Source organism: Sneathiella marina (assembly GCF_023746535.1).
Taxonomy (GTDB): Bacteria; Pseudomonadota; Alphaproteobacteria; order Sneathiellales; family Sneathiellaceae; genus Sneathiella; species Sneathiella marina.
Genome location: NZ_CP098747.1, coordinates 3,166,525 through 3,188,415, shown reverse-complemented (window position 1 = coordinate 3,188,415; position 21,891 = coordinate 3,166,525). Strand labels below are relative to the sequence as shown.

The window sequence follows — 21,891 nt, the reverse complement described above, 5'->3', positions numbered from 1 at the left end:
TTCCTACTCCTTTTTTTGCTCTTGTTTGGGCAGGGTGTGATGAGTGCTAGCTGGGATCAGGTGCAACCCTCACCATTCTTTTGCCGCGGTTTTCGCCTTTCAGCAATCCGACCAGTCCGGCCGGTGCCGCATCCAGTCCCTCCAGCACATCCTCCACCACCTTTATCTGGCCGGAGTTGTACCAATTGGATAAATCCGCCAGAGCGGCTGCATCCTGATCGCCGAAATCCATGACGATAAAGCCCTGCATCTTAAGACGTTTGACAACGATCAACCCGGGGACACCCTTAGGGGACGTCATCTCCGCCGTATCATATTGCGAAACGGCGCCGCAGCATACAATGCGCGCCTTGAGATTGGACAAGAACATGGCCGCTTCCAGTATCTTGCCGCCGACATTATCGAAATACACATCTATGCCACCCGGACAGGCGGCTTGCAGGTCCTTGAAAAAGGTTGGGGATTTGTAATCGACGGCGGCATCGAAACCGAGTTCATCGACGAGCCAGGCGCATTTTTCAGCGCCCCCGGCGATGCCGACAGCCCGCGCGCCCACGGCCTTTGCAATCTGACCCACAAAGATACCAACGGATCCGGCGGCGGCGGAGACAACAACCGTTTCCCCGGCTTTCGGCTCGCCAATATGCATCAGCCCGTGATAGGCGGTTTTTCCGGCGATGCCCAGCAGGGACATATGATGTGTCAGTGGACGATAGTCTGAAATTCTCGCGACGGCGCGAGCTTTCATGACCGTATGGGTGGCCCAGCCCCCTTCACCGGCGACAATATCACCGGGTGAAAAACCATCGGCCTTACTCTCCACCACTTCGCCAATGCTGTAGGTATGCATCACATCGCCGGGCTTGACGGCTTCGCGATAGGTGGCGCCCTGCATCCAGGCCCGGTTCGCAGCGTCCAGTGACATGAGGATTGTGCGGACCAGGAGTTGCCCGTCTTCAATTGTCGGCATGGCGGCCGTTCGTGTTTCAAAATGATCGGCCCGCAAGTTGTCCGTTGGCAGCTCGCGAATAACAATTTGTGTAACGTCGCTCATGGAATGCATCTCCTGCGGGTTTGACTTAGGAACAGGCCTTTTATTCGATTACCTGTCCTTGTTCTCGTTGATTGATGGAACGTGACCCATTTATCTCAGTATACGTCTGCAAGAAGAGAAAACAAGAAGGTCTTGGCCGGGGCAGGATGTCGTTCCAGCCGAAACAGATGTCGGCATCCGGCAAAGGTAAGGAGATATTTCATGCTTAGGTCGCATTTAAGCTGAAAGAGGGGACAAAAATGACATTCTTTGACTGGCATGGCGATCAAGAGCAGGCAGTGGGCTTTGCAACCTATGACCGGGACCCCAATGCAGAAGAAGTTGATGTGAAGGCCGTCCGGGCGTATCGAATTGGACGTGTGCGTGCCGAGATGGCCGCACGGGAAATCGACGCCTGTATTCTTTCCGATGCTGTCAACATCCGCTATGCCACGGATACCCGGAACATGCAGGTTTTTACGGCCCGCAACGAGGCGTCCCGGTATCTCCTCCTGACGGCGAAAGAGGCCATTCTGTATGAATTTACCGGATGTATGCATTTGGCGGACGGGATAGAGACGATTACCGAGGTTCGTCCGGCCATCACGGCGAGCTTTGTGGCTGCGGGCGATCAAATCGCGGAACGGGAAAAAGCCTGGGCGGCGGCAATGGCTTCCGATCTTAACGCGCTGGTGGGGCCGAAGGCCACGGTTGGCATGGAACGATTGAACGCAGGCGCCATCATTGCGCTGGGCGCTGCGGGGTTCAATCTGGTCGACGCGCAGGAGCCGCTGGAACGCGCCCGGGCCATAAAATCCACTGAAGAACTGAAATGCGTGCGGGCGTCTCTCCGGGCGACGGAAGCCGGCATGGCCAGTCTGCGGGCTGCCATTCGTCCGGGGATTACGGAAAATCAGCTCTGGTCGGTGATGCATCAGGCCGTGATTGCCCAGAACGGGGATTATTGTGAAACCCGGCTGCTCAGCTCGGGAAACCGGACAAATCCGTGGTTTCAGGAATCAAGCCCGAAGGTGATCGGCGAAAATGAGCTTGTCGCTTTTGATACGGACGTGGTTGGTTGCTTTGGCTATTATTCAGATTTTTCCCGCACCTTTCATGCCGGGCCCGGCAAACCCAGTCCGGCGCAAAGAGACCTCTACAAGACGGCGCATGAGCAGGTGCATTACAATATGGGCATTCTGTATCCGGGGATGAGTTTCAAGGAGTATGCGGATGCCGCCTGGAATATCCCGGAAAAATACCACGCCAACCGATATTATCTCTCGTCCCATGGGGTTGGCATGACCGGTGAGTATCCGTATTTATATCACCATGCGGATTACGCGGATGCCGGATATGACGGCATCCTGGAACCTGGCATGACCATTTGCATGGAAAGCTATATCGGTGAAGAAAACGGTCCTGAAGGCGTCAAGCTGGAACAGCAGGTGCTGATTACTGAGACCGGCATAGAATTGCTTTCGGAATTTCCCTTTGAAGAAGATCTGATGCGCTAGGCGGATTACACAGGCAGCCCATCTGTTTCCGGCCCGACAAAATCGATATGAATATGATTGCCGTCATAATCAAAGATATTGACTTGCAGGATCTCGAATTCAGGCACCCGGCCAAGTTCGTAATCGACCCCGCTTTGCTCCAGTTTTTCGAGGAAGCCCGGTAATCCCGTGGCGGAAAAAGCAAAATGTTCAATCTGCAGCGTCTCGTGGGTCGGTGTCTCGGTAACGCCAATAAGATGCACCGGGGCGTTGTCGCCCATATACATCCAGGCGCCCGGAAACTGGAACGATGGTCGTTTTCCCGATGTCATGCCCAGGATATCCGTATACCAGTCGACCATCTCTTCCAGGTTTGCGGTTCGAATATTCACATGGTCGAGCATATCAAGCTGCATAAGGCTACCCTTTGGTTATTGGTTGTCCTCTGATCATAGTCTGAGCTGGTGCTGCATCAAGGCGATATTGGTGACCAGTCCAGGAAGCAGCCATTGGAAAAGGCGGACAACTTCCCGTATTTCCTCAATCGGTGCGTCTTTAGCCGCCGCCGCTTTCAGGCTTTTTGCAGATAGTCCTGCCGGGTTGGGCAAGGAGAGCACCTGCTTGACGGCAACGTCATGGATTGAGGTGACAGCGTCCTCATAAGCGGCAGTCTGGATATGCGGCTTGGCATTGCTCCAGGCGAGCTGGAAGTAACTTGGCCAACGGGCAAGCGCCCGATAATCCGTATTCACAAAAGGTAACCCCAGGGTCGCTTTGATATCTTCATAAACCGATAGGGTGGGTGCGTCTGCATGATGTGCCTCGATCAATGTCAGGTGGTTTGACGTAGTCGGACCATGGCGGCCCTTAAACGGTGTGCATAATTTCGTCGAGGATAATGAGAAATCTTCCAGCAATAGCCGGGCCGCCGTGGCAATCAGCACATAGGGCATATTCCCATGGGAAAAAATCTCGATTTGTTCCCGAACATCGTCAATTTCCCTGTCAGAATAGCCCATGGATTTGAGGTCATCAGAAATCCGTGCAGATCCGAAGCTTGTTGCCTGCTGTTCCGTATGCGACCGTAAGGCGCGGCACGCTGCGATGAATTCGGCACTGCCGGCCAGGTCTCGCAGACCGCCCCAAAGAGTGTCATAAAAATTCTGGTAATGGGCGAATGCCATGGTGACGACCCCCATCCAGGGCACCTGGAGAACAGATTTAGTATCTTCATAAATTAAATGAAGACGATCTGTTGCGAGATATTCAGGCAGCGGATTAATTTGGGGTATTGTCGCAGGCTTAAGCCGCGCGAGATTTGACAAATTGATTTCAGCCATGGACCTATGAGACGTGAAGAGTAATGTTTTCCATACCCTAGTCTAGCAATCGGAGGGTCTCAATTCCATGTCTAACTACTCGATCAAAAAATTGCGGAGTGATCGTCAGTGAATCTGGTATTCTGTGTCGGCAAACCGGAATTCATTTGGATAGATAAGTTTGTTGGACGCGACCCGGACTGAATGAAGACGTCCATCGAGTTTGGCTTCCCAAAAATCCAGGAATTTCTTTAAAGTGGGATAAGACGGAGCCTGATCATATTCCTGCCATATATAAGTTTGCAGCAGTTCTGGGTAATCCGGCAGATGATACAATATTTCGGCCGTGGTCAGAACAAATCCATTAAGTTTTTTCTCCATTTCCTGCATAAATAATCTCCATTTCTGGTTACGCGACGATGAGGCTTAAAAAATTCCTCATGGGTTAACATTAGCTTATAATGATTAACAATCAATTGTTTCTCGCTTTTTTGTGTTTCGCCGGGGTGCTTTATCGGTTTATAAGGGGCCAAATCGAATAATCAAAAACAGGGAAAAATTCATGAGTGATACATTCAAAGCCATGGTCATTGAGGACAAGGATGGTAAGCAGCAAGCCTCCATCAAGGATCTGACAATCGCCGATTTGCCGGACAATGATGTGTTGGTGGAGGTATCCTATTCGACATTGAACTATAAAGACGGTCTGGCAGTATCCGGCAAAGGAATTGCCCGGCGGTTGCCGATGGTTGGGGGGGTTGATTTGGCCGGAACCGTTCTGGAAAGTGCCTCCGATGAGTTCAAGCCCGGTGACAAAGTCGTGGTCAATGGATTTGGCCTTTCCGAATTATACTGGGGTGGATACAGCCAGAAGCAAAAACTGAAATCCGACTGGCTGATTAAGTTGCCTGACGGGTTTTCCATGCAGGAAGCCATGGCCATCGGGACGGCTGGATATACCTCAATGCTTTGTGTGCTGGCGCTGGAGAAGGCAGGGATAACGCCTGACAAAGGGGAAATACTGGTAACAGGTGCCGCAGGTGGCGTCGGGTCCGTTGCTATCGCGTTGCTGGCGAAATTGGGATACACGGTGGTTGCCTCTAGTGGTCGCGAGGAAACACACGCCTATTTGAAAAAACTCGGTGCCTCCTCGGTGATCAGCCGGGAAGAAACAATGGGCAAAGGGCGTCCGTTTGACAAGGAACGCTGGGCCGGCGCCATTGACAGTGTTGGCAGCAGTATCCTTGCCTCCGTCATTGCTCAACTGAATTATGGCGGGGCTGTCGCTGCGGTTGGCTTGGCGGCCGGAACCGATCTGCCGACGTCGGTTCTTCCCTTTATCCTGCGCGGTGTCTCCCTGATCGGTGTTGATAGTGTCATGGCGTCGAAAGAGATCAGGCAGGAAGCCTGGGCAAGATTGGCTCAGGACCTGGATAAATCCATTTTCGATGACATGATTACGGTTGAGCCCATGAGCAATTTGCCGGCCTTGGCAGAACAAATCATCAAAGGCCAAATCAAGGGCCGTGTGGTCATCGACGTCAACGCTTGACGTCTTTTATGATCGGCCTTTTGCGATGAAATAAGGGTTGTCATGGCCGTCCTTGCCATAAAGCAGGGGCGCGCCATCTACGGTCTCAACGCGGCCTCCTGCAGCTTCCAGGATGGCCTGACCCGCGCCGATATCCCACTCCATGGTGCGGCCAAAGCGGGGATACAGGTCTGCGGCGCCTTCCGCAACGAGGCAAAGTTTTAATGACGAGCCGGCGGATATGAGTTCGGCCACCTCAAATTTTTCTATGTAAGTATCGGTTTCCGCTGTTCGATGGGAACGGCTGGCAACGACGGTCAATCCGGTGTCAGGAGCGGTCCGTGTGGCGATGGGCCGGGCAGCCGCGTCGCCATCCTGCCGCCAGACTTTCCCCGGACCCTCGGCAAAATAGGACGTGTTTTTGGCCGGTACATGAATAACGCCCATGGTCGGTTTCCCCTGCTCGACAAGGGCGATATTGACCGTAAATTCGCCGCGTTTATGGACAAATTCCTTGGTGCCATCCAGCGGGTCGACCAACCAGAAAACCCCGCCGGATAAATCGGGAATATCACCCGCCGCGGCGCTTTCCTCAGCGAGAATTGGAATGTCAGGCGTTAATGCCCGCAACCCATCAAGGATAATTTTTTCCGCGGCCACATCCGCCTCTGTTACCGGGGAAGCATCAGATTTGGTTTTTACATCGAAATCCTGATTATAGATGGTGAGGATCTTGTCCCCGGCAAGTCGAGCCATCTCTGTAATTGCCTGCGTCAGGGCAGGGCGATCTAAATCCATAATGCCGGTCCTCAAAATTCCGATCCGAAAGATGCGCTGTACCATATCGATAAATTTTCATCTGTCACTATTTTGAGTTTAAAAATCAAAAATAACAAAGAGAAAGCGAACTCGGTCTTTACAGCGACAATTATCCTACCATTATAGGAACATGAAAGAATTCACCATATCACCGGACCCCAAAGCTAAGGATTTGAGTGAGACGCTCTCTGGTGTGGACCATACCGGCGCTTCGGTCTCCTTGCCGGTGGTCGTCGAAAAGCCGCTAACCTTGTTTCTGAATACGCAGGAAATCGTCACCATGATGACCATCGGCGATTACCCGGACTATCTGGCATTGGGGTATTTGCTCAACCAGAATATGCTGGATCAGGATGATCGTGTTTGCGGTGTTGATTATGATGACGATTTGGGTGTTGTCGTCGTGCGGACGGAACGTGAAACGGATTTTGAAGACAAGCTCAAGAAAAAAACCCAGACGTCCGGCTGTGCCCAGGGCACTGTGTTTGGAGATGTCATGGAAAAGTTCGAGGACATTACTCTCGATCCCGACGCCGTTCTCAATACGTCCTGGATATATGACCTTTCCCGCAAAATTAACCAGCAACCCTCTTTGTATCTGGAGACGGGAGCCATCCATGGATGTGTTTTATGTGAAGGGAGCAAACCGCTGGTTTATATGGAAGATGTGGGGCGACACAATGCCATTGATAAAATAGCGGGATATATGTGGCGAAACGGTATCCCATCGAAGAACAAGATATTCTATACCACCGGCCGGCTTACGTCCGAGATGGTGATTAAAACGGTGCAGATGCAGATCCCCATCGTCATATCCCGTTCCGGCTTCACAGCCTGGGGTGTCGACCTGGCCCGGCAAGCGGGCCTGACCCTAATTGGCCGTGCCAAGGGAAAGCGGTTTATCTGTTTCTCCGGTGAAGGCCGGCTGAATTATGATACGGACCCCGATGCCATCCCCGAAGAACGCTCGAAACACCAGCGAAAGGCCGCGCAATGACTGCTCCAGATCAACTGTTCCCCGCCGTGCTGTTGGCGGGAGGGCAATCACGACGCATGGGGGGCGGGTCGAAATTCTTGCAGGAGATAGCGGGTCAAAGCCTGCTCACTCGGATCGTTTCAACAGTGACGCCCCAGGTTTCTGATTTAATATTGAATATTAATATTAATCCTGAAGTCATTGAAAATATTAAAATACCAACTGTTAAGGATTCTGTAGAGGGATTCGCGGGACCTTTATCTGGTATTTTAACCGGTTTAGAGTATTATATTAATATGGGGAGCAAGGCGAGCCATATGCTGAGCGTGCCAACCGATGCCCCCTTTATTCCAGAGGATTTGGTTTCACGCCTGCGGACCGGCCTCGGTGATTTGCCGGAAAAGACCATTGTGATGGCAGAGTCAGTTGGTCGGGTCCACCCTGTTATCGCTTTATGGCCATTGTCCTTGGCGGCGGATTTGCGCATTGCGTTGGTTGAAGAGGATTTACGAAAGATACTGGTATTCGCTGATCGGTATAACCGGGTAAATGTTGTCTGGGGGGATCATGAAGGAGATCCTTTTTTCAATATCAATCGGCCGGAAGATCTGGAAGAGGCGAAAAAGCGGCTGGCGTAACTGGTCTCTATTTGCCTTTGCCGGGCATATTGATCAGGGCAACACCCAAAAACGCCGTTAGCAAGCCGATCCCAACCACGAGAGAGAATTCCTCTCCGAGGAAAACGATTCCCAAAAGAACGCTGACACCCATCCGCAAATAGGCCTGGCTGGCGGTTCCCAGCGACCCCAGCGTATGGATGAGCCGGAAATACAGCAGCAGGGCAACGGCGGTCCCAAACACACCAAGGGCGCCGACGGCGCTTAGGGAGAGAAGGGACGGAGACAAGGTCCAGGGGTTGTCAATAATCAAGCTGGCCGGAATAAGAACGACTGACGCTGAGACCATAACACCGGCCGCTGTCACGGTTGGCGGCAAGTGACTGAACCGTTTGCCAAAGATCGCCGCATAGCCATAGAACATGGCGCTGAGGAGGATTGCCAGTTGGGCGAATACCTGCTGGCCAAGATTTTGCAGAGCGTCAACACCAATGATCAGGATCACACCTCCCAATCCCACAAACGCCCCCAAAACCTTTCGAATTGAGACCGTCTCATGCCGTGTGACGATCCAGGTTATGAAGAATACGAAAATTGGCGAGGTCGAATTAAGAACACCGGCCAATCCGCTTTCAACATATTGCTGGCCCCAGGCAAGCAGGACCCAGGCCCCAAAGCTGTTAAAGAAAGCCTGAATTACCAAATTCTTCCAGGTGCCCAAATCCTTGGGCAGGGAATATCCCTGGGCCTTAATCACGACAAGCAAGACGAGGGCGGCGATGCCGACCCGAAGGGTCACGAGTGTTGCCGGCGGAATTGTTTCAACACCAACACGGATGAACAGATAGGAAGAACCCCATAGCAAGGCGAGGAGGCCCAGAAGAAAATATTCCCGTATTCTGTTTACAGCTGGATCGTTAATAGGATTTGTCCCATGGATGGAAGTGGGTCGTGTGACGAATGTTATCTGTTTTTCTTAATTAATTGCTTCGATCAAGATCGAACTATATCCAGCATGCTGAAGCCGATGAGAAAAGCAAGAAATAACTCCGGTTTTTACATCCCTGCATACATATGGAAATGAATTCAGCTCACAAGGAAAGTGAATTTTATTTCAGGGCCGATCCATTTCCACGCTTTGAACGGGCAGAATATTCTGTAATCGAAGTTCCAAATGTGCGGCCTCCTGGTCGCTAAGTCCGGTGACCGTCAGGGATACATCAAGATAGTCATTTTCCCGCCGTGCCTGCAAATGGCTCGGGACAAGGTTTCGAAGCGCAAAATTTTCGAGGATACGGGGAAGCACCGAAGGGTCGATTTCCGCCGTGATATAGAAACGAACAGGGCGTGATTGTAAGTTGTTATCGCTTACCAGCGGCAGGGTATTAAGGGCTGTCATGGAAGACATGATACATATCCAGTGTAATGTGAAAAAATGAGATCTTATGGAAGCGGTTGTGACACAACCTTTATTCCCGGCCCAGCTTACAGAGCCGGGCTCATAATTCGTTGGTCATTCACATTGTTGAACAAGAGTATCATGGAGCCATTATATCAGCCAAAACAGGCAAGTGCTAGTGTTAGTTCTCGCCCATCAGTTTTTTACGCTGGCGTTTCACGACATCGCTTAAAAACTCGCTGACCGCCTTAATCCTCGCAAGGTCATGAATGTCCTCGGGCGTGTTCAGCCAGAAAGTCCTTTGAATTTCAATTTCCTGAGGCAGCAAGCAAACCAGTTCCGGATATTCATCGGCGACGAAGCAATGCAGAATGCTGACGCCTGCACCGGCCAATGTCGCCTGAAATTGAAAAACAATGCTGGAGCTTTTTAAGCCCACTGCCGGTGTTCCGACGGCATCCTCCAGATACAGGAGCTGCGGATCCGGGACCAGCTCATCGATGTAGGAGATGAAGTTATGGTCCTGCAAATCGTCCATTGAATTAATCGGCGCGTGCGACTTCAAATAGTCTTTTGTCGCATATAACCGCAACCGATAATCTGTCAGTTTGCGGGAAATCAGGCGTCCCGATTGGGGGCGCGCAAGTGTAATGGAAAGATCCGCTTCACGTTTTGACAAACTGACAAACCGGTCATTGGCGACAAATTCAAGTTCAATTTCCGGGTGCCTGTTTTGAAATGCAGCGAGTTCCTTGGCAAGAAACTGACTGCCAAATCCTTCCGGTACACCCAATCGCACGGTGCCGGTCAGGGTTTTATTTTCACCGCTGATGTTTTCCTGAATACTGGCCGACGCGCTTTCCATGGCCTCAGCTTGCGGCAACAATCTTTCCCCCGCTTGGGTTAAAACAAATCCGCGTGACGTGCTTTCAAACAGTTTCGTGTCGAGTTTTTCCTCAAGGGCTAGGACCCGGCGGCTAACCGTTGTGTGGTCAACTTTTAACGCCTTGGCGACTTCGGTCAGGCGACCTTTGCGACTGAGCTCGAGGAAGAAACGAACGTCATTCCAGTCAAAGATAGGTAATCTCCCAGTGTGTATTTGTGCACAGGGATTGTGCATTCTTATCTAGATACTTTGCATTTTTACCTATGTAAAGTGAGGATAAGATAATTTTATTTCTGGGAGCGGAACCAATGACAGAACAACTTAAACATTTTATCGGTGGTCAATATATCGCCGGAAAATCAGGCCGGTTTAGCCCGGTATATAATCCAAGCACGGGCGAGCATATGGCTGACCTGCCGTTGGCCACAGTTGAAGAGGTTGAAGCGGCAATCGCCAATAGCCAGGCTGTTGCAGATGAATGGGCGAACACATCCCCGATTACCCGGGCTCGCGTCATGTTTCGATACAAGCAACTGATCGAAGAGAATATCGAAGAACTGGCGGCGTTGCTCTCCAGTGAGCATGGCAAGGTTCATTCAGACGCCAAGGGATCAATCATTCGCGGGCTGGAAGTCGTGGAATTTGCCTGCGGTATTCCTCATCTGTTAAAAGGCGAATTTTCTGACAATGTTTCGTCCGGCATCGATATGTATTCCATGCGGAAACCTTTGGGTGTTGTCGCCGGTATCACACCGTTTAACTTCCCCGCCATGGTTCCCATGTGGATGTTTGCTGTTGCGATTGCCTGCGGTAACTGTTTCGTCCTGAAGCCATCTGAGAAAGATCCGTCGCTGCCCATGAAGTTGGCGGAGCTGATGCTTGAAGCAGGCGCACCAGCCGGTGTTCTCAATGTGATAAATGGCGACAAGCTGGCCGTGGACACCATCCTCGATGATCCTCGTGTAAAAGCTGTCAGCTTTGTTGGATCAACACCCATTGCAAAATATGTCTATGCGCGGGCAGCAGAGGCAGGCAAGCGCGTGCAGGCCATGGGCGGCGCGAAGAACCATATGCTGGTGATGCCGGATGCGGATATGGATAAAGCCGTTGATGCCCTTATCGGCGCTGGATATGGATCTGCAGGCGAACGCTGCATGGCGATTTCCGTTGCCGTGGCCGTTGGCGGCGCGGGTGACGAACTGATCGAAAAGCTCTCGCCAAGAGTGCGGGCATTGAAAGTCGGGCCAAGTGCGGCAGATGGCGATATGGGACCGCTTGTGACGGCAGATCATCTGGCAAAGGTTAAAGGCTATGTGGATCTCGGTGTTGAAGAAGGCGCGGATCTGGTTGTTGATGGTCGGGATCTCTCGCTGCAGGGATATGAAAACGGGTATTACATGGGCGGCTGTCTGTTTGATAATGTCCAAACGGATATGCGGATTTACAAGGAAGAAATCTTCGGCCCTGTTTTATCTGTTGTTCGTGCTCCGACCTTCAACGAAGCCGTCGAAATGGTCGACAAACACGAATTCGGAAATGGAACTTCCATTTTTACTCGTAACGGTGATGTCGCGCGAGCCTTCTCCAATAATGTTGAAATCGGCATGGTCGGTGTCAATGTGCCGATCCCTGTTCCGTTGGCGTTCCATAGCTTCGGTGGCTGGAAAAACTCTGCCTTCGGTGACCATAATCAGCATGGACCGGAAGGCGTTCGTTTCTATACGAAAGTGAAAACGGTTACCTCCAGATGGCCCGACAGTATCAAGGCGGGCGCCGAGTTCAGCATTCCGACTTTCAAATAACCCACCTCAATCACGCGTCCGGCTGCGCGAAGGCGTAGCCGGTCACAAAGGAGACTGAAAATGGCCAGAATTGGTTTTATTGGGGTCGGTAACATGGGCGGGCCAATGGCGCTCAACCTGTTAAAAGCCGGCCATTCCGTCAAAGTTTTTGATCTATCAGCTGACGCTGTGGCACTCTGTGTTGCCGAGGGCGCTGAAGCCTGTGCGACCGCGACTGAGGCCGCCTCGGGTGTTGGCGTCGTCGTTACAATGTTGCCAAAGGGCGATCATGTGCGAGCGGTCTATCTTGGGGATGCGGGCATCTTGGCGGCGGCGGATGCAGACACATTATTTATTGATTGCTCAACGATTGATGTGGCAACGGCCCGCGAGGCGGCAACGGCGGCATCGGCTGCCGGAATGCATATGGTAGATGCACCGGTGAGCGGCGGTGTTGGCGGCGCTGCGGCTGGATCCCTGACCTTTATGGTTGGCGGAACAAGTGCCGCTTTTACCATGGCCCAGCCAATTCTGTCTGCGATGGGTCAGAATATCGTTCACACGGGCGGAGCGGGAAATGGTCAGGCAGCAAAAATCTGCAATAACATGATCCTCGGCATCTCCATGATCGGTGTCAGCGAAGCTTTTGTCCTGGCAGAAAAACTCGGGCTGGAACATCAGACAATGTTTGATATTGTCTCTACGGCCTCCGGTCAATGCTGGTCCCTGACCAGTTACTGCCCGGTTCCGGGGCCGGTCCCAACCAGTCCGGCGAACAATGACTATAAACCTGGCTTCTCGGCGCAGAATATGCTGAAAGATCTGCATCTCAGTCAGGAAGCAGCTGAGGGATTTGGGGCGTCAACAGCGCTGGGTAAGGCGGCCATGGATCTTTACGAAAATTATGTATCCGGCGACGGAGAGGCCGCGGATTTCTCGGGCATTGTCAACATGATCCGGAAATCGTGAGCGTTGCGATAAAGACGGATATTGCAGATATTTCAGGGTCGGCAATTGAATATCGACTGATTGCCGCCTCTGAACACGGTCGTCCAACTCTCGTCTTCATGCATGAGGGCCTCGGCTGTGCGGCATTGTGGAAAGATTTTCCCGATCAGCTTTGCCAGATGACGGGAAGTCCCGGCTTGGTTTATAGCCGGTTGGGATATGGCAGCTCGGGCCCTTGCGACTTGCCACGCCCCTTAGATTACATGCAACACGAAGCAACAGAGATGCTGCCTCAAATCCTGGCGCATTTCGAAATCGAGAATTTTGCCCTGGTTGGCCATTCAGACGGTGCCTCCATATCTCTGATTTACGCGGGAGCAGCCAAGCTGCCGGCACCACGCGCCGTGATTGCCATGGCGCCGCATGTCTATTGCGAAGATATTTCCGTACAGGGAATTCGATTTGCGAAACGCGCATATGATCAAGCTGACTTGAAAACCAAGCTTGAAAAATTCCATGGAATGAATACGGAGACTGCTTTTCGCGGATGGAATGATGCCTGGCTGGATCCGGCATTTCGAAGCTGGAATATCGAAAACTATTTGCCCGCCATCTCGGTGCCGGTTTTTGTTATTCAGGGGCTCGACGATAATTATGGAACCCTTGCGCAAATCGAGACAATTGAAAGCGCGACAGGTGGATCATTTCAGAAACTCCTGTTGGCGGGGTGCGGTCACTCTCCGTGGTCTGAAAAACGTGACATGGTTCTTGGTGCTTCTGTTCCTTTCTTACGCGACATTAGCTAGCAGGTTAGAGCTTGCGGTTATGCGCCGATTGCGAGATTAATGGCTGTATGACAATTCAACTTTCCGACAATATGCGCGGCGCCGCTTACATGTCCATCAGCATGGCCGCCTTCGTCCTCAATGATACCACCATGAAGCTTGCCGCCGAGCATCTGAGCATGTTTCAGGCAATGTTCCTGCGGGGTATTTTTACGACAATCCTGCTCGGCGCGTTAACGGCATATAACAAGGCATTTGTATTCCGGATACCCAAGGCGGACAGGAAAACGCTGGTCCTTCGACTGATTGGGGAAATTGGGGGAACGGTTTGTTTTCTCACGGCCCTCTTTAATATGCCGATCGCCAATGCGACAGCCATCTTGCAGGCGTTGCCTTTGGCGGTGACACTCGCCGGAGCGCTGTTCCTGCGGGAGGCTGTTGGCTGGCGGCGATACCTGGCGATTGCTGTGGGGTTTATCGGGGTGCTTATTATCGTCCGTCCCGGATCCGACGGGTTTAACGAATTTTCACTCTGGGCCGTTGCCGCCGTCTTTTTCATTGTGTTGCGGGATATAACAACGCGCCAGCTCTCCCAGGCCGTGCCCTCGCTCTTCGTGTCCTTACTAACATCAATTGCCATTCTGACGGTCGGCGGTGTTCTGTCTTTTACCATGGAATGGAAACCGGTAACTGCGGAAGGGCTATTCTTGCTGTCCGGCGCTGCGGTCTTCGTCATATTTGGGTATCTGTTTAGTGTTATGACCATGCGGGTCGGCGACATTAGTTTTTCCTCACCGTTTCGATACACGATCCTGCTCTGGGCCATCATACTTGGTATTATCGTTTTTGGAGACATTCCGGACCAGTGGACAATTTTTGGCAGCCTGATTATCGTAGGCAGTGGCGTTTATACATTCTATCGGGAACGCTTTATGGGTCGCCGGGCTGGGGCCGGGACCAAGTCCTGATTAACAAATAATAAAAAGGAAAACATCATGGCAGATCTGGTAACACGGCAAGATCAAGATGGTATCGCAATTGTCAGCCTCAATCGACCAGAGGCGCTCAATGCATTGAGTCCGTCGCTTTTCGTTGAATTGCGCAACCATATCGACGCGCTGCGGCAGCAATCTGATGCCATTGGATGTGTCATTCTGCGGGGCAATGGGCGCTCCTTTTCCGCAGGAAATGATTTAAAGGCCATGCAGGCGGGTGACGTAGCACCTCATCCGGCATTTCAAGCGGAAACTGTTGAAATGATTGAGGATTTACCGCAACCGGTTATCGGCGAGATCGCCGGGCATTGTTACACGGGCGCATTGGAACTTGCGCTCGCTTGTGATTTGCTGGTGTGCGGAAAGGGGGCAAAATTCGCGGATACCCATGGAAAATGGGCGCTAACACCGCTATGGGGAATGAGCCAGCGATTACCCCGCCGTGTTGGCATTCAGTGTGCCAAGGAAATGATGTACACAGGGCGCGTCATTGGCGGTCAGGAGGCATTTGAAATCGGCCTTGCAAATAAATGTGTGCCGGATCCCATACTATCGGAAACCGTACTCCAGCTCGCGCGGGATATGGTTGAAAACTCCTGGCATACGTTGCGGGCCGACAAGATGCTGCTCAACAAAGGGCAGGAATTTGGCTTGAAGGCGGGCCTCCAGTTTGAACGTGACAACAGCCCGGGCCGAGCAAGTGGGGAAGAGGAGCGGCTTTCCAGTTTCAAAAAGGAATAGCATAACACTCAAAGGGGGGCATGATGATAAGTGACGACATGCGCAAATGGTGGATCCTTGGCGCCATGGGAGGCGTCATGGGAATTATCCTGTTGGATGAAACCGTTGTTGGTGTTGCCCTGCCGACCATACGAAATGATCTAGGCCTCTCTGATTCGTTATCCCATTGGGTGATCAATGCCTATCTTCTGGTCTTTACCGGACTTGCGGCGGTCGGCGGCAAACTCGGCGACATTTTTGGGATTAGAAATCTTTTTACCCTTAGCATGATAGTTTTTGGCGCTGCGTCCTTTGCCTGCGGTTTTGCGGATTCCGGCGCTGAAATGGTGACCGCCCGTATTTTTCAAGGTGCCGGAGCTGCAATAATCTTCCCCGTTTCACTTGCCATGATTACCCTCACCTTCCCGGCTGAACAGCGCGGTCTGGCTCTGGGCATTTACGGTGCTGTCGGCACTTTCTTCCTGGGCATTGGCCCGCTTGTCGGTGGTTTCTTTACAGACCTATTTTCCTGGCGCTGGATTTTCTGGATTAACATTCCGGTTATGATTGCAATTGCAATTATTGTTCTCAGTACTTGGCGGGATATCGAGAAAGATGAAGAAACAACAGCATTTGACTATCCGGGTCTTTTGGCCCTGGTCGGCGGGCTGGGGTTAATCGTTTTTGCCCTTATGCAGGGCCCGGATTGGGGCTGGACCAGTCCTGTCATAATTGGAATGGCGATCGGCGGTGTTGGTGTCATCGGGGTTTTCATCTCTCTCGAGAACAAGAAGAAAAATCCCTTGATGGAACTGGATCTGTTCAACAATGGGACGTTTTCCGTTTGCAACTTCGTCATCTTCATCGCCCAGTTCAATCAAATGTGTATTGTCATTTTCGGAGCTTTGTACTTGCAGGATATTCTGAAACTGAGCCCGTTAATGGCAGGGATCATTCTTTTGTCCGCCGTTGGCATGGCTCCCTTGACCGGTACTCCGACAGGGATGATTGTTGACCGCATAGGCGCCCGCCCGGTTCTATTGATCAGTTTGATCCTCACTGTTTTGGGGATGATGTGGGTGGGATATTTTATGTCCGGGGCAAGCTACCTATATCTTATCCCGGGATTTATTGCCTGGGGGATTACCAATTGTGCCTTGTTTATCGCCGGCCGGCGTCCGGTCATGGCATCAGTGCCGCTGGAAAAGCATGGCCAGGCGGGCGGTATATTAATGACCTCACAATTGCTGGGCGGTACCGTCAGCGTGGCCATTGGCGGCGTTTTATTCGCTCTGACCGGGAGCTACGCAATCATTTTCATGGTAGCCGCTGCTCTAACCGCAGGAGGATTAATCTGGGCGTGGTTTTCTGCGGAAAGAGCTGTCGTTGAATAGGTTCAGTCATGAATAACCGGGGAAAGTCAAAGACGTAACTTGCCGTCCAATACGTCCCCCATCATTTGGCCAAACCGAGCCTGATCATTCGGCTCATTGGGTTTGGCTAAGGCGGCATCGGCGACATCGTCGGGCACCGCTTTACCACGTCGGACTTTTATAAGATCAGTTATAAAAGGAATGGTATGTTCAGGATGTGGCTGAATGGAATAGCAGGTAGGTGAATATCTTAAACCGGCAAACTGGCAGAAATCTGACGACATAAGAATGTCCGTGTTTTCGGGCTGTTCCAGAACCTGATCCTGATGAAAGGCCAGAAGGTGAACTGATTCACCGGTTTCGCTTAAAACATACTCTTTCAGGCCAACGCCCCAACCGCCTTCAAACTTACCGACTTTGGCCCCCATGGCTTGCGCCAGGATTTGATGGCCAAAACAAATGCCGACTGTTGGCTGATTGCCGGTGACAAGTTTCCGGCAGAATTCTTCCAATGGTTTTATCCAGTCATGATCCTCATATACACCATGCTTGGAGCCGGTGATAATCCACCCGTCGCACTCTGTCGGGCTCGCAGGGAACTCTCCGTCCACAACTTTGTATATTCGGTATTCGAACGGTTCCGATGCCAGCAGGTTTTGAAACATCTGGGGATATTGTCCATAGGTTTCGCCCAGATATCCGTCAAGATGCCCGGTTTGCAGTATGCCGATTTTTGTTGTCATTATTTTAGAGATCTCCTGCCAATTCCGGCATTTTTTTCTTCTCGACCTTTACGGCGCAGAATTTGACCTCGGCAATTTTTCCGAAAGGGTCGAGCGCGTCATTGGTCAGAAGGTTTGCCGCAGCCTCAGCGTAGCAGAAGGGGATGAAAATCATGCCGTTCTGCACACCGCCATCGGCGCGGACTTTGATATCGAGCTGGCCACGACGCGAACTTACGGTAACCAGGTCACCGGGCAGGATCTCAAGATTTTCCATCATGCCCGGTGCCATATGGACAATGGGCTCCGGCTCAACCGCATCCAGAACCTCGGAGCGGCGGGTCATGGAGCCGGTATGCCAATGCTCCAGCAGGCGTCCCGTCGTGAGAACTGTCGGAAAATCCTGATCCGGTGTTTCATCCGGTGAGATCAGGCTGGCTGGAACAAATTTGCCAAGGCCATTCTTCGTTGGAAAATTTTCTGTAAAGATCAGCGGTTGCCCGGGATCTTCAGGGCTTTCGCAAGGGTAGATAACCGCATCAGCATTTTCCAGCCGATCCCAGCTGATGCCCTTGATGCTTCCCATTACCTGGGTCATTTCCGTAAACACCTCTTTGACATGACCGTAGTTCCAGTCAAGCCCGAGACGCTTTGCCATTTCCTGAATGATCCAGAGGTCCTGACGGGCGTCGCCGGGCATGGGAACAGCGGCGCGTCCCATTTGTACCTGCCGGTTGGTATTCGTAACAGTGCCATCTTTTTCCGGCCAGGCAGAAGCTGGCAGCACCACATCCGCATAGGCCGCGGTTTCCGTCAGGAACAGATCCTGCACCACCAGATGATCCAGCAGAGACAAGGCTTCGCGGGCATGGCTGACATTGGGGTCCGACATGGCCGGGTTTTCACCCATGATGTACATGCCATTGATTGTCCCTTTATGCACGGCTTCGGTTATCTCAACGACTGTGAGGCCTTTATTGGGATCAATATCGGCATTCCAGAATTTCTCGAACCGTTCCCGAATGACGGGATCCTCAACTGACTGGTAATCGGGCAGGAACATCGGGATCAGGGCCACATCGGAAGCCCCTTGCACGTTATTCTGACCGCGCAGGGGATGCAGGCCGGTTCCGGGGCGCCCGACCTGTCCGGTCATCAGGGACAGGCTGATCAGGCAGCGGGAATTGTCCGTGCCATGCACATGCTGGCTGATGCCCATGCCCCAGAATATGATGGAGGATTTGGCCGTGGCGAATTCCCGCGCCACGTCGCGGATCAGATCCGGATCGATACCGGTCACTTTCTCCATGGCTTCGGGGCTGAACCCGTCCAGATGAGCTTTCAGCTCGGCAAAATTCTCGGTATGGTTCTTGATGTAGTCTTTATCCGTAAGACCTTCTTTGACAATCACATGCATCATGGAGTTGAGCAGGGCCACGTCGGTTCCGGGCTTTTCCTGCAGCATATAGGTTGCATGACGGGACAGCGATTGACCGCGCGGGTCGATGATGATCAGCTTGGCGCCCTTTTTAACCGCATTTTTGAAGAAGGTCGCTGCTACGGGATGATTGATGGTCGGGTTGGAGCCGATGACCATGATCACCTCGGCATTTTCCGCTTCATTAAACGGCGCCGAGACCGCTCCCGAACCCACCGTTTCCAGCAAGGCCGCCACGGACGAGGCATGGCATAGCCGCGTACAGTGATCGACATTGTTGGTGCCAAAGCCCGTACGCACCAGTTTCTGGAAGAGATAGGCCTCTTCGTTAGAGCCCTTGGCCGAGCCAAATCCTGCAAGGGCATTGCCGCCTTTTGTCTCGCGGACCTGGATTAAGCCATTCGCGGCGAGTTCAAGGGCTTCTTCCCAGCTGGCTTCGCGGAAATGGGTGAGTGGGTTGGCTGGATCCAGCGTGGCCACGTCATCCTTGGCGATCCCTTCTTTACGTATAAGGGGTGTGGTCAGGCGCTCCGGATTATGGATATAATCGAAGCCGAAACGGCCCTTGATACAGAGCCGTTCCTCATTGGCCGGACCGTCCCGGCCTTCCGCATACAGGATCTTGTCATCGCGGATTTTAAAGGTCAGCTGACAGCCCACACCGCAGAACGGGCAGACGCTGTGAACCTCGCGGTCGATCCGCGTATCTCCAACAACGGTTTTCTCCAGCAACGCCCCTGTCGGGCAGGCTTGCACACATTCGCCGCAGCCAACGCAGGAACTCTCCCCCATGGGATCGTCAAAATCAAAGACAATCTTCGAGCCCACACCGCGGCCAGCCATGCCGATCACGTCATTGACCTGCACGTCACGACAGGCCCGGACGCAGAGGTTGCAGTTGATACAGGCATCCAGATTAACCGCCATGGCCGGATGGGATAGATCATCGCCTGGCATGTCTCGGGCGTCAAACCGGCTATCCTTGATCTGCTGCTGATCAGCCATTTGCCAGAAATGACTGTCCGTATCATAGGTAGCGGCGCGATCAGGCTGATCGGCGATCAGCAGTTCCATCACCATTTTCCGGGCCTTGGTCGGCCGGTCGGTGGCCGTATTGACCACCATACCTTCGGTCGGTGTCCGGATACAGCTGGCCGCAAGAACACGTTCGCCCTCAATTTCCACCATGCAGGCCCGGCAGTTGCCGTCCGCCTCAAAACCAACACGGTCCGTGTGGCAGAGATGGGGGATTTTTGTCCCTTCGCGCTTCGCCACGTCCCAGATAGAGTCGTTTGTAGTCGCGGAGACAGTCTTGCCGTCCAGTATAAAGGAGATGATGTCACTCATTGCACATCCTCCGGGAAATGTTTGAGGATCGAGAGGAGACCATTCGGTGCCGCCTGTCCCAGTCCGCAGATGGACGCATCGCGCATACAATCGCTCAGCTCCGTTAGCAGGTCCGCATCCCATTGTTTCGCGTCCATGAGCTGCAGTGCTTTTTCCGTACCCGCCCGGCAGGGGGTGCATTGACCGCAGCTTTCGTCTTCAAAGAAACGCATCAGGTTGCGCCCGATCATTTTCATATCGTCCTGATCGGAGATCACGATCACGGCGGCGGACCCGATAAAGCAGCCGTATTTTTCCAAGGTGCCGAAATCCAGCGGGATATCAGCCATGGAGGAGGGCAGGATGCCGCCGGAGGCACCGCCCGGTAAATAGGCGCGAAACGTGTGGCCGTCTTTCATCCCGCCGCCAAACTCGTCGATCAGCTCCTGCGCCGTGATGCCCGCCGGTGTGATATAGACGCCGGGCTTGTTCACATGGCCGGATAAGGAAAAGGTGCGAAAGCCGGTGCCGCCATTGCGGCCCCCGTCCTTGAACCAGGCCGTTCCCTTGTTGATAATGTCCGGCAACCAATACAGGGTTTCCACATTATTGATCAGGGTTGGCTGGCCAAACAGGCCCACATGGGCCGGGAAGGGCGGTTTGTGCCGCGGCAGGCCGCGCTTGCCTTCAATACTCTCCAGCATGGCGCTTTCTTCCCCGCAGATATAGGCGCCGGCGCCGCGGCGAAGATGGATGGTCCGTCCGTCATCAAGGCCAGCCTCGCGGATCTGGGCCAGACAATGGCTGAGGAGGTGAGCGGTTTCCGGATATTCATCGCGCAGGAAGATGTAAATTGCCTCGGCCTCGACAATCCGTGCCGCAATCAGCATCCCTTCCAGAAACGGATAGGGGTTCGTGTTCATAAAATACCGGTCCTTGAACGTGCCCGGCTCGCTTTCATCGGCATTGACCGCCATATAGCGCGGCCCCGGTACGGACAACACGGAGTTCAGCTTCAGCGCATGGGGAAAACCCGCCCCGCCCAGGCCGCGATGTCCCGCATCGCTCAACGTTTCGATAATTGCCTCCGCTGTCAGATCACCGGAGCGCAGGCCCATAAGCGCTTTGAAGCCGCCGGCATCCTGATAGCTTTTCAAGGAGGGGGCATCGAGCTCGGCAAGGGGCGCATTGATCTTGGCCGCTTCAACAACCGTTTCCACATCCGCCACGGTCGCATTTTCAACATACCGGTCTTTCAGCCGGACGACAGGCGCGCATTCACAGCGTCCCATGCAGGCACCATGGGTAACCCGTAGGCTTGCACCATATTTTGCCGCAAGCTCCTGCTGCAGCGCCACGCTTCCTGCCATCTCGCAACTCAGGCTGTCGCAAACCTTTAAAGTCAGTGCCGCGGGGGCGGCGCCCACCTCTTTCACCACCTCAAAGTTATGATAGAAGGTCGCCACCTCATAAACCTCGGCCAGGGCCATCCGCATCTCATCGGCCAGGGCTGTCAAATGGGCAGCCGACAGAAATCCATATGTATCCTGAATCAAATGCAGATGCTCGATCAACAGATCCCTCTGGCGGGAGCGATCACCTAGCAGCGTCGCAATCTCCCGCGCCGCAAACGGATCGACCTGGCGACCCTTGCGCTCATACCTGGCTTTGCGCTTCCCGCGTCCCGGTGCCTTAGGCACAGCAAAAACCGTTTTACCCGATGACAT

The 21,891-nt window shown here is 52.9% G+C and carries 21 protein-coding genes; 10 read left to right on the top strand and 11 right to left on the bottom strand.

Going from position 1 to position 21,891, the window contains the following annotated elements; all coding sequences use genetic code 11:
- Positions 1–46: 46 nt before the first annotated feature.
- On the bottom strand, positions 47–1,054 hold the full coding sequence (locus NBZ79_RS15385) for an NADP-dependent oxidoreductase (RefSeq protein ID WP_251933429.1): 1,008 nt from the start codon (positions 1,052–1,054) through the stop codon (positions 47–49).
- A 239-nt stretch (positions 1,055–1,293) separates the two neighbouring features.
- Between NBZ79_RS15385 and NBZ79_RS15380 the strand changes: the two genes are divergently transcribed.
- The gene (locus tag NBZ79_RS15380) at positions 1,294–2,550 is read left to right on the top strand and encodes a M24 family metallopeptidase (protein WP_251933428.1); all 1,257 of its coding nucleotides are present in this window, start codon (positions 1,294–1,296) and stop codon (positions 2,548–2,550) included.
- A 5-nt stretch (positions 2,551–2,555) separates the two neighbouring features.
- Here NBZ79_RS15380 and NBZ79_RS15375 read toward each other — a convergent pair whose 3' ends face one another.
- The 3 genes from NBZ79_RS15375 to NBZ79_RS15365 all read right to left on the bottom strand — a co-directional run bounded on the left by NBZ79_RS15375 (position 2,556) and on the right by NBZ79_RS15365 (position 4,238).
- Positions 2,556–2,945 carry a VOC family protein gene (locus NBZ79_RS15375; RefSeq protein WP_251933427.1) on the bottom strand — a complete coding sequence of 130 codons (390 nt, stop codon included), beginning with the start codon at positions 2,943–2,945 and terminating at the stop codon, positions 2,556–2,558.
- Positions 2,946–2,978: 33 nt separating this feature from the next.
- Complete coding sequence (locus tag NBZ79_RS15370) at positions 2,979–3,869, bottom strand: halocarboxylic acid dehydrogenase DehI family protein (RefSeq protein WP_251933426.1); 891 nt, start codon at positions 3,867–3,869, stop codon at positions 2,979–2,981.
- 105 nt (positions 3,870–3,974) lie between these two features.
- Positions 3,975–4,238 carry an usg protein gene (locus NBZ79_RS15365; protein WP_251933425.1) on the bottom strand — a complete coding sequence of 88 codons (264 nt, stop codon included), beginning with the start codon at positions 4,236–4,238 and terminating at the stop codon, positions 3,975–3,977.
- 172 nt (positions 4,239–4,410) lie between these two features.
- On the opposite strand from NBZ79_RS15365, the gene acuI reads away from it, so the two are divergent.
- Positions 4,411–5,400 (top strand): acrylyl-CoA reductase (NADPH), encoded by a 990-nt coding sequence (gene acuI / locus NBZ79_RS15360; RefSeq protein WP_251933424.1) that lies wholly within the window; start codon positions 4,411–4,413, stop codon positions 5,398–5,400.
- Positions 5,401–5,406: 6 nt separating this feature from the next.
- On the opposite strand, the gene cysQ is transcribed toward acuI, so the two are convergent.
- On the bottom strand, positions 5,407–6,177 hold the full coding sequence (cysQ, locus tag NBZ79_RS15355) for a 3'(2'),5'-bisphosphate nucleotidase CysQ (RefSeq protein ID WP_251933423.1): 771 nt from the start codon (positions 6,175–6,177) through the stop codon (positions 5,407–5,409).
- Between the two features lie 151 nt (positions 6,178–6,328).
- On the opposite strand from cysQ, the gene NBZ79_RS15350 reads away from it, so the two are divergent.
- Entirely contained in the window at positions 6,329–7,195 is an 867-nt protein-coding gene (locus tag NBZ79_RS15350; RefSeq protein ID WP_251933422.1) for a formate dehydrogenase accessory sulfurtransferase FdhD, read from the top strand.
- Positions 7,192–7,812 carry a molybdenum cofactor guanylyltransferase MobA gene (mobA, locus tag NBZ79_RS15345; RefSeq protein WP_251933421.1) on the top strand — a complete coding sequence of 207 codons (621 nt, stop codon included), beginning with the start codon at positions 7,192–7,194 and terminating at the stop codon, positions 7,810–7,812. Before NBZ79_RS15350 ends, mobA begins: the two co-directional genes overlap by 4 nt.
- A gap of 7 nt (positions 7,813–7,819) precedes the next feature.
- Here the strand turns inward: mobA and NBZ79_RS15340 are convergent, their stop codons facing one another.
- The 3 genes from NBZ79_RS15340 to NBZ79_RS15330 form a co-directional block, all read right to left on the bottom strand.
- Positions 7,820–8,656, bottom strand: a complete 837-nt coding sequence (locus tag NBZ79_RS15340; protein WP_251933420.1) for a DMT family transporter — start codon at positions 8,654–8,656, stop codon at positions 7,820–7,822.
- A 249-nt stretch (positions 8,657–8,905) separates the two neighbouring features.
- Positions 8,906–9,199, bottom strand: a complete 294-nt coding sequence (locus tag NBZ79_RS15335; protein ID WP_251933419.1) for a hypothetical protein — start codon at positions 9,197–9,199, stop codon at positions 8,906–8,908.
- 172 nt (positions 9,200–9,371) lie between these two features.
- Positions 9,372–10,310 (bottom strand): LysR family transcriptional regulator, encoded by a 939-nt coding sequence (locus tag NBZ79_RS15330; protein WP_251933418.1) that lies wholly within the window; start codon positions 10,308–10,310, stop codon positions 9,372–9,374.
- Positions 10,311–10,384: 74 nt separating this feature from the next.
- On the opposite strand from NBZ79_RS15330, the gene NBZ79_RS15325 reads away from it, so the two are divergent.
- Genes NBZ79_RS15325 through NBZ79_RS15300 form a run of 6 tightly spaced genes read left to right on the top strand, consistent with a single transcriptional unit; the run spans position 10,385 to position 16,699 of the window.
- Positions 10,385–11,878, top strand: a complete 1,494-nt coding sequence (locus tag NBZ79_RS15325) for a CoA-acylating methylmalonate-semialdehyde dehydrogenase (RefSeq protein ID WP_251933417.1) — start codon at positions 10,385–10,387, stop codon at positions 11,876–11,878.
- Positions 11,879–11,938: 60 nt separating this feature from the next.
- A complete protein-coding gene (mmsB, locus tag NBZ79_RS15320) occupies positions 11,939–12,826 on the top strand; it encodes a 3-hydroxyisobutyrate dehydrogenase (protein ID WP_251933416.1) in 888 nt (295 codons plus the stop codon).
- Positions 12,823–13,611, top strand: coding sequence for an alpha/beta fold hydrolase (locus tag NBZ79_RS15315; protein ID WP_251933415.1), 789 nt, complete (start codon positions 12,823–12,825; stop codon positions 13,609–13,611). Before mmsB ends, NBZ79_RS15315 begins: the two co-directional genes overlap by 4 nt.
- 47 nt (positions 13,612–13,658) lie before the next feature.
- Positions 13,659–14,558 (top strand): DMT family transporter, encoded by a 900-nt coding sequence (locus NBZ79_RS15310; protein WP_251933414.1) that lies wholly within the window; start codon positions 13,659–13,661, stop codon positions 14,556–14,558.
- 27 nt (positions 14,559–14,585) lie between these two features.
- The gene (locus tag NBZ79_RS15305; protein WP_251933413.1) at positions 14,586–15,326 is read left to right on the top strand and encodes an enoyl-CoA hydratase/isomerase family protein; all 741 of its coding nucleotides are present in this window, start codon (positions 14,586–14,588) and stop codon (positions 15,324–15,326) included.
- 20 nt (positions 15,327–15,346) lie between these two features.
- On the top strand, positions 15,347–16,699 hold the full coding sequence (locus tag NBZ79_RS15300; protein WP_251933412.1) for an MFS transporter: 1,353 nt from the start codon (positions 15,347–15,349) through the stop codon (positions 16,697–16,699).
- Positions 16,700–16,725: 26 nt separating this feature from the next.
- Here NBZ79_RS15300 and NBZ79_RS15295 read toward each other — a convergent pair whose 3' ends face one another.
- Genes NBZ79_RS15295 through NBZ79_RS15285 form a run of 3 tightly spaced genes read right to left on the bottom strand, consistent with a single transcriptional unit; the run spans position 16,726 to position 21,891 of the window.
- Positions 16,726–17,421, bottom strand: coding sequence for a type 1 glutamine amidotransferase (locus NBZ79_RS15295; RefSeq protein ID WP_251933411.1), 696 nt, complete (start codon positions 17,419–17,421; stop codon positions 16,726–16,728).
- A gap of 4 nt (positions 17,422–17,425) precedes the next feature.
- Positions 17,426–20,185, bottom strand: coding sequence for a formate dehydrogenase subunit alpha (gene fdhF / locus NBZ79_RS15290; protein WP_251933410.1), 2,760 nt, complete (start codon positions 20,183–20,185; stop codon positions 17,426–17,428).
- Positions 20,182–21,891 (bottom strand): NAD(P)H-dependent oxidoreductase subunit E, encoded by a 1,710-nt coding sequence (locus tag NBZ79_RS15285; protein WP_251933409.1) that lies wholly within the window; start codon positions 21,889–21,891, stop codon positions 20,182–20,184. The genes fdhF and NBZ79_RS15285 overlap by 4 nt, the downstream gene beginning before the upstream one ends.

Coding starts and splice junctions, on each gene's coding strand:
- NBZ79_RS15385 (WP_251933429.1), bottom strand. CDS start 1,054: ATGAGCGACGTTACACAAATTGTTATTCGCGAGCTGCCAACGGACAAC.
- NBZ79_RS15300 (WP_251933412.1), top strand. CDS start 15,347: ATGATGATAAGTGACGACATGCGCAAATGGTGGATCCTTGGCGCCATG.
- mmsB (WP_251933416.1), top strand. CDS start 11,939: ATGGCCAGAATTGGTTTTATTGGGGTCGGTAACATGGGCGGGCCAATG.
- NBZ79_RS15325 (WP_251933417.1), top strand. CDS start 10,385: ATGACAGAACAACTTAAACATTTTATCGGTGGTCAATATATCGCCGGA.
- acuI (WP_251933424.1), top strand. CDS start 4,411: ATGAGTGATACATTCAAAGCCATGGTCATTGAGGACAAGGATGGTAAG.
- NBZ79_RS15350 (WP_251933422.1), top strand. CDS start 6,329: ATGAAAGAATTCACCATATCACCGGACCCCAAAGCTAAGGATTTGAGT.
- fdhF (WP_251933410.1), bottom strand. CDS start 20,185: ATGAGTGACATCATCTCCTTTATACTGGACGGCAAGACTGTCTCCGCG.
- NBZ79_RS15370 (WP_251933426.1), bottom strand. CDS start 3,869: ATGGCTGAAATCAATTTGTCAAATCTCGCGCGGCTTAAGCCTGCGACA.
- NBZ79_RS15305 (WP_251933413.1), top strand. CDS start 14,586: ATGGCAGATCTGGTAACACGGCAAGATCAAGATGGTATCGCAATTGTC.
- cysQ (WP_251933423.1), bottom strand. CDS start 6,177: ATGGATTTAGATCGCCCTGCCCTGACGCAGGCAATTACAGAGATGGCT.
- mobA (WP_251933421.1), top strand. CDS start 7,192: ATGACTGCTCCAGATCAACTGTTCCCCGCCGTGCTGTTGGCGGGAGGG.
- NBZ79_RS15285 (WP_251933409.1), bottom strand. CDS start 21,891: ATGTCATCGGGTAAAACGGTTTTTGCTGTGCCTAAGGCACCGGGACGC.
- NBZ79_RS15375 (WP_251933427.1), bottom strand. CDS start 2,945: ATGCAGCTTGATATGCTCGACCATGTGAATATTCGAACCGCAAACCTG.
- NBZ79_RS15330 (WP_251933418.1), bottom strand. CDS start 10,310: ATGCACAATCCCTGTGCACAAATACACACTGGGAGATTACCTATCTTT.
- NBZ79_RS15310 (WP_251933414.1), top strand. CDS start 13,659: ATGACAATTCAACTTTCCGACAATATGCGCGGCGCCGCTTACATGTCC.
- NBZ79_RS15365 (WP_251933425.1), bottom strand. CDS start 4,238: ATGCAGGAAATGGAGAAAAAACTTAATGGATTTGTTCTGACCACGGCC.
- NBZ79_RS15295 (WP_251933411.1), bottom strand. CDS start 17,421: ATGACAACAAAAATCGGCATACTGCAAACCGGGCATCTTGACGGATAT.
- NBZ79_RS15335 (WP_251933419.1), bottom strand. CDS start 9,199: ATGTCTTCCATGACAGCCCTTAATACCCTGCCGCTGGTAAGCGATAAC.
- NBZ79_RS15380 (WP_251933428.1), top strand. CDS start 1,294: ATGACATTCTTTGACTGGCATGGCGATCAAGAGCAGGCAGTGGGCTTT.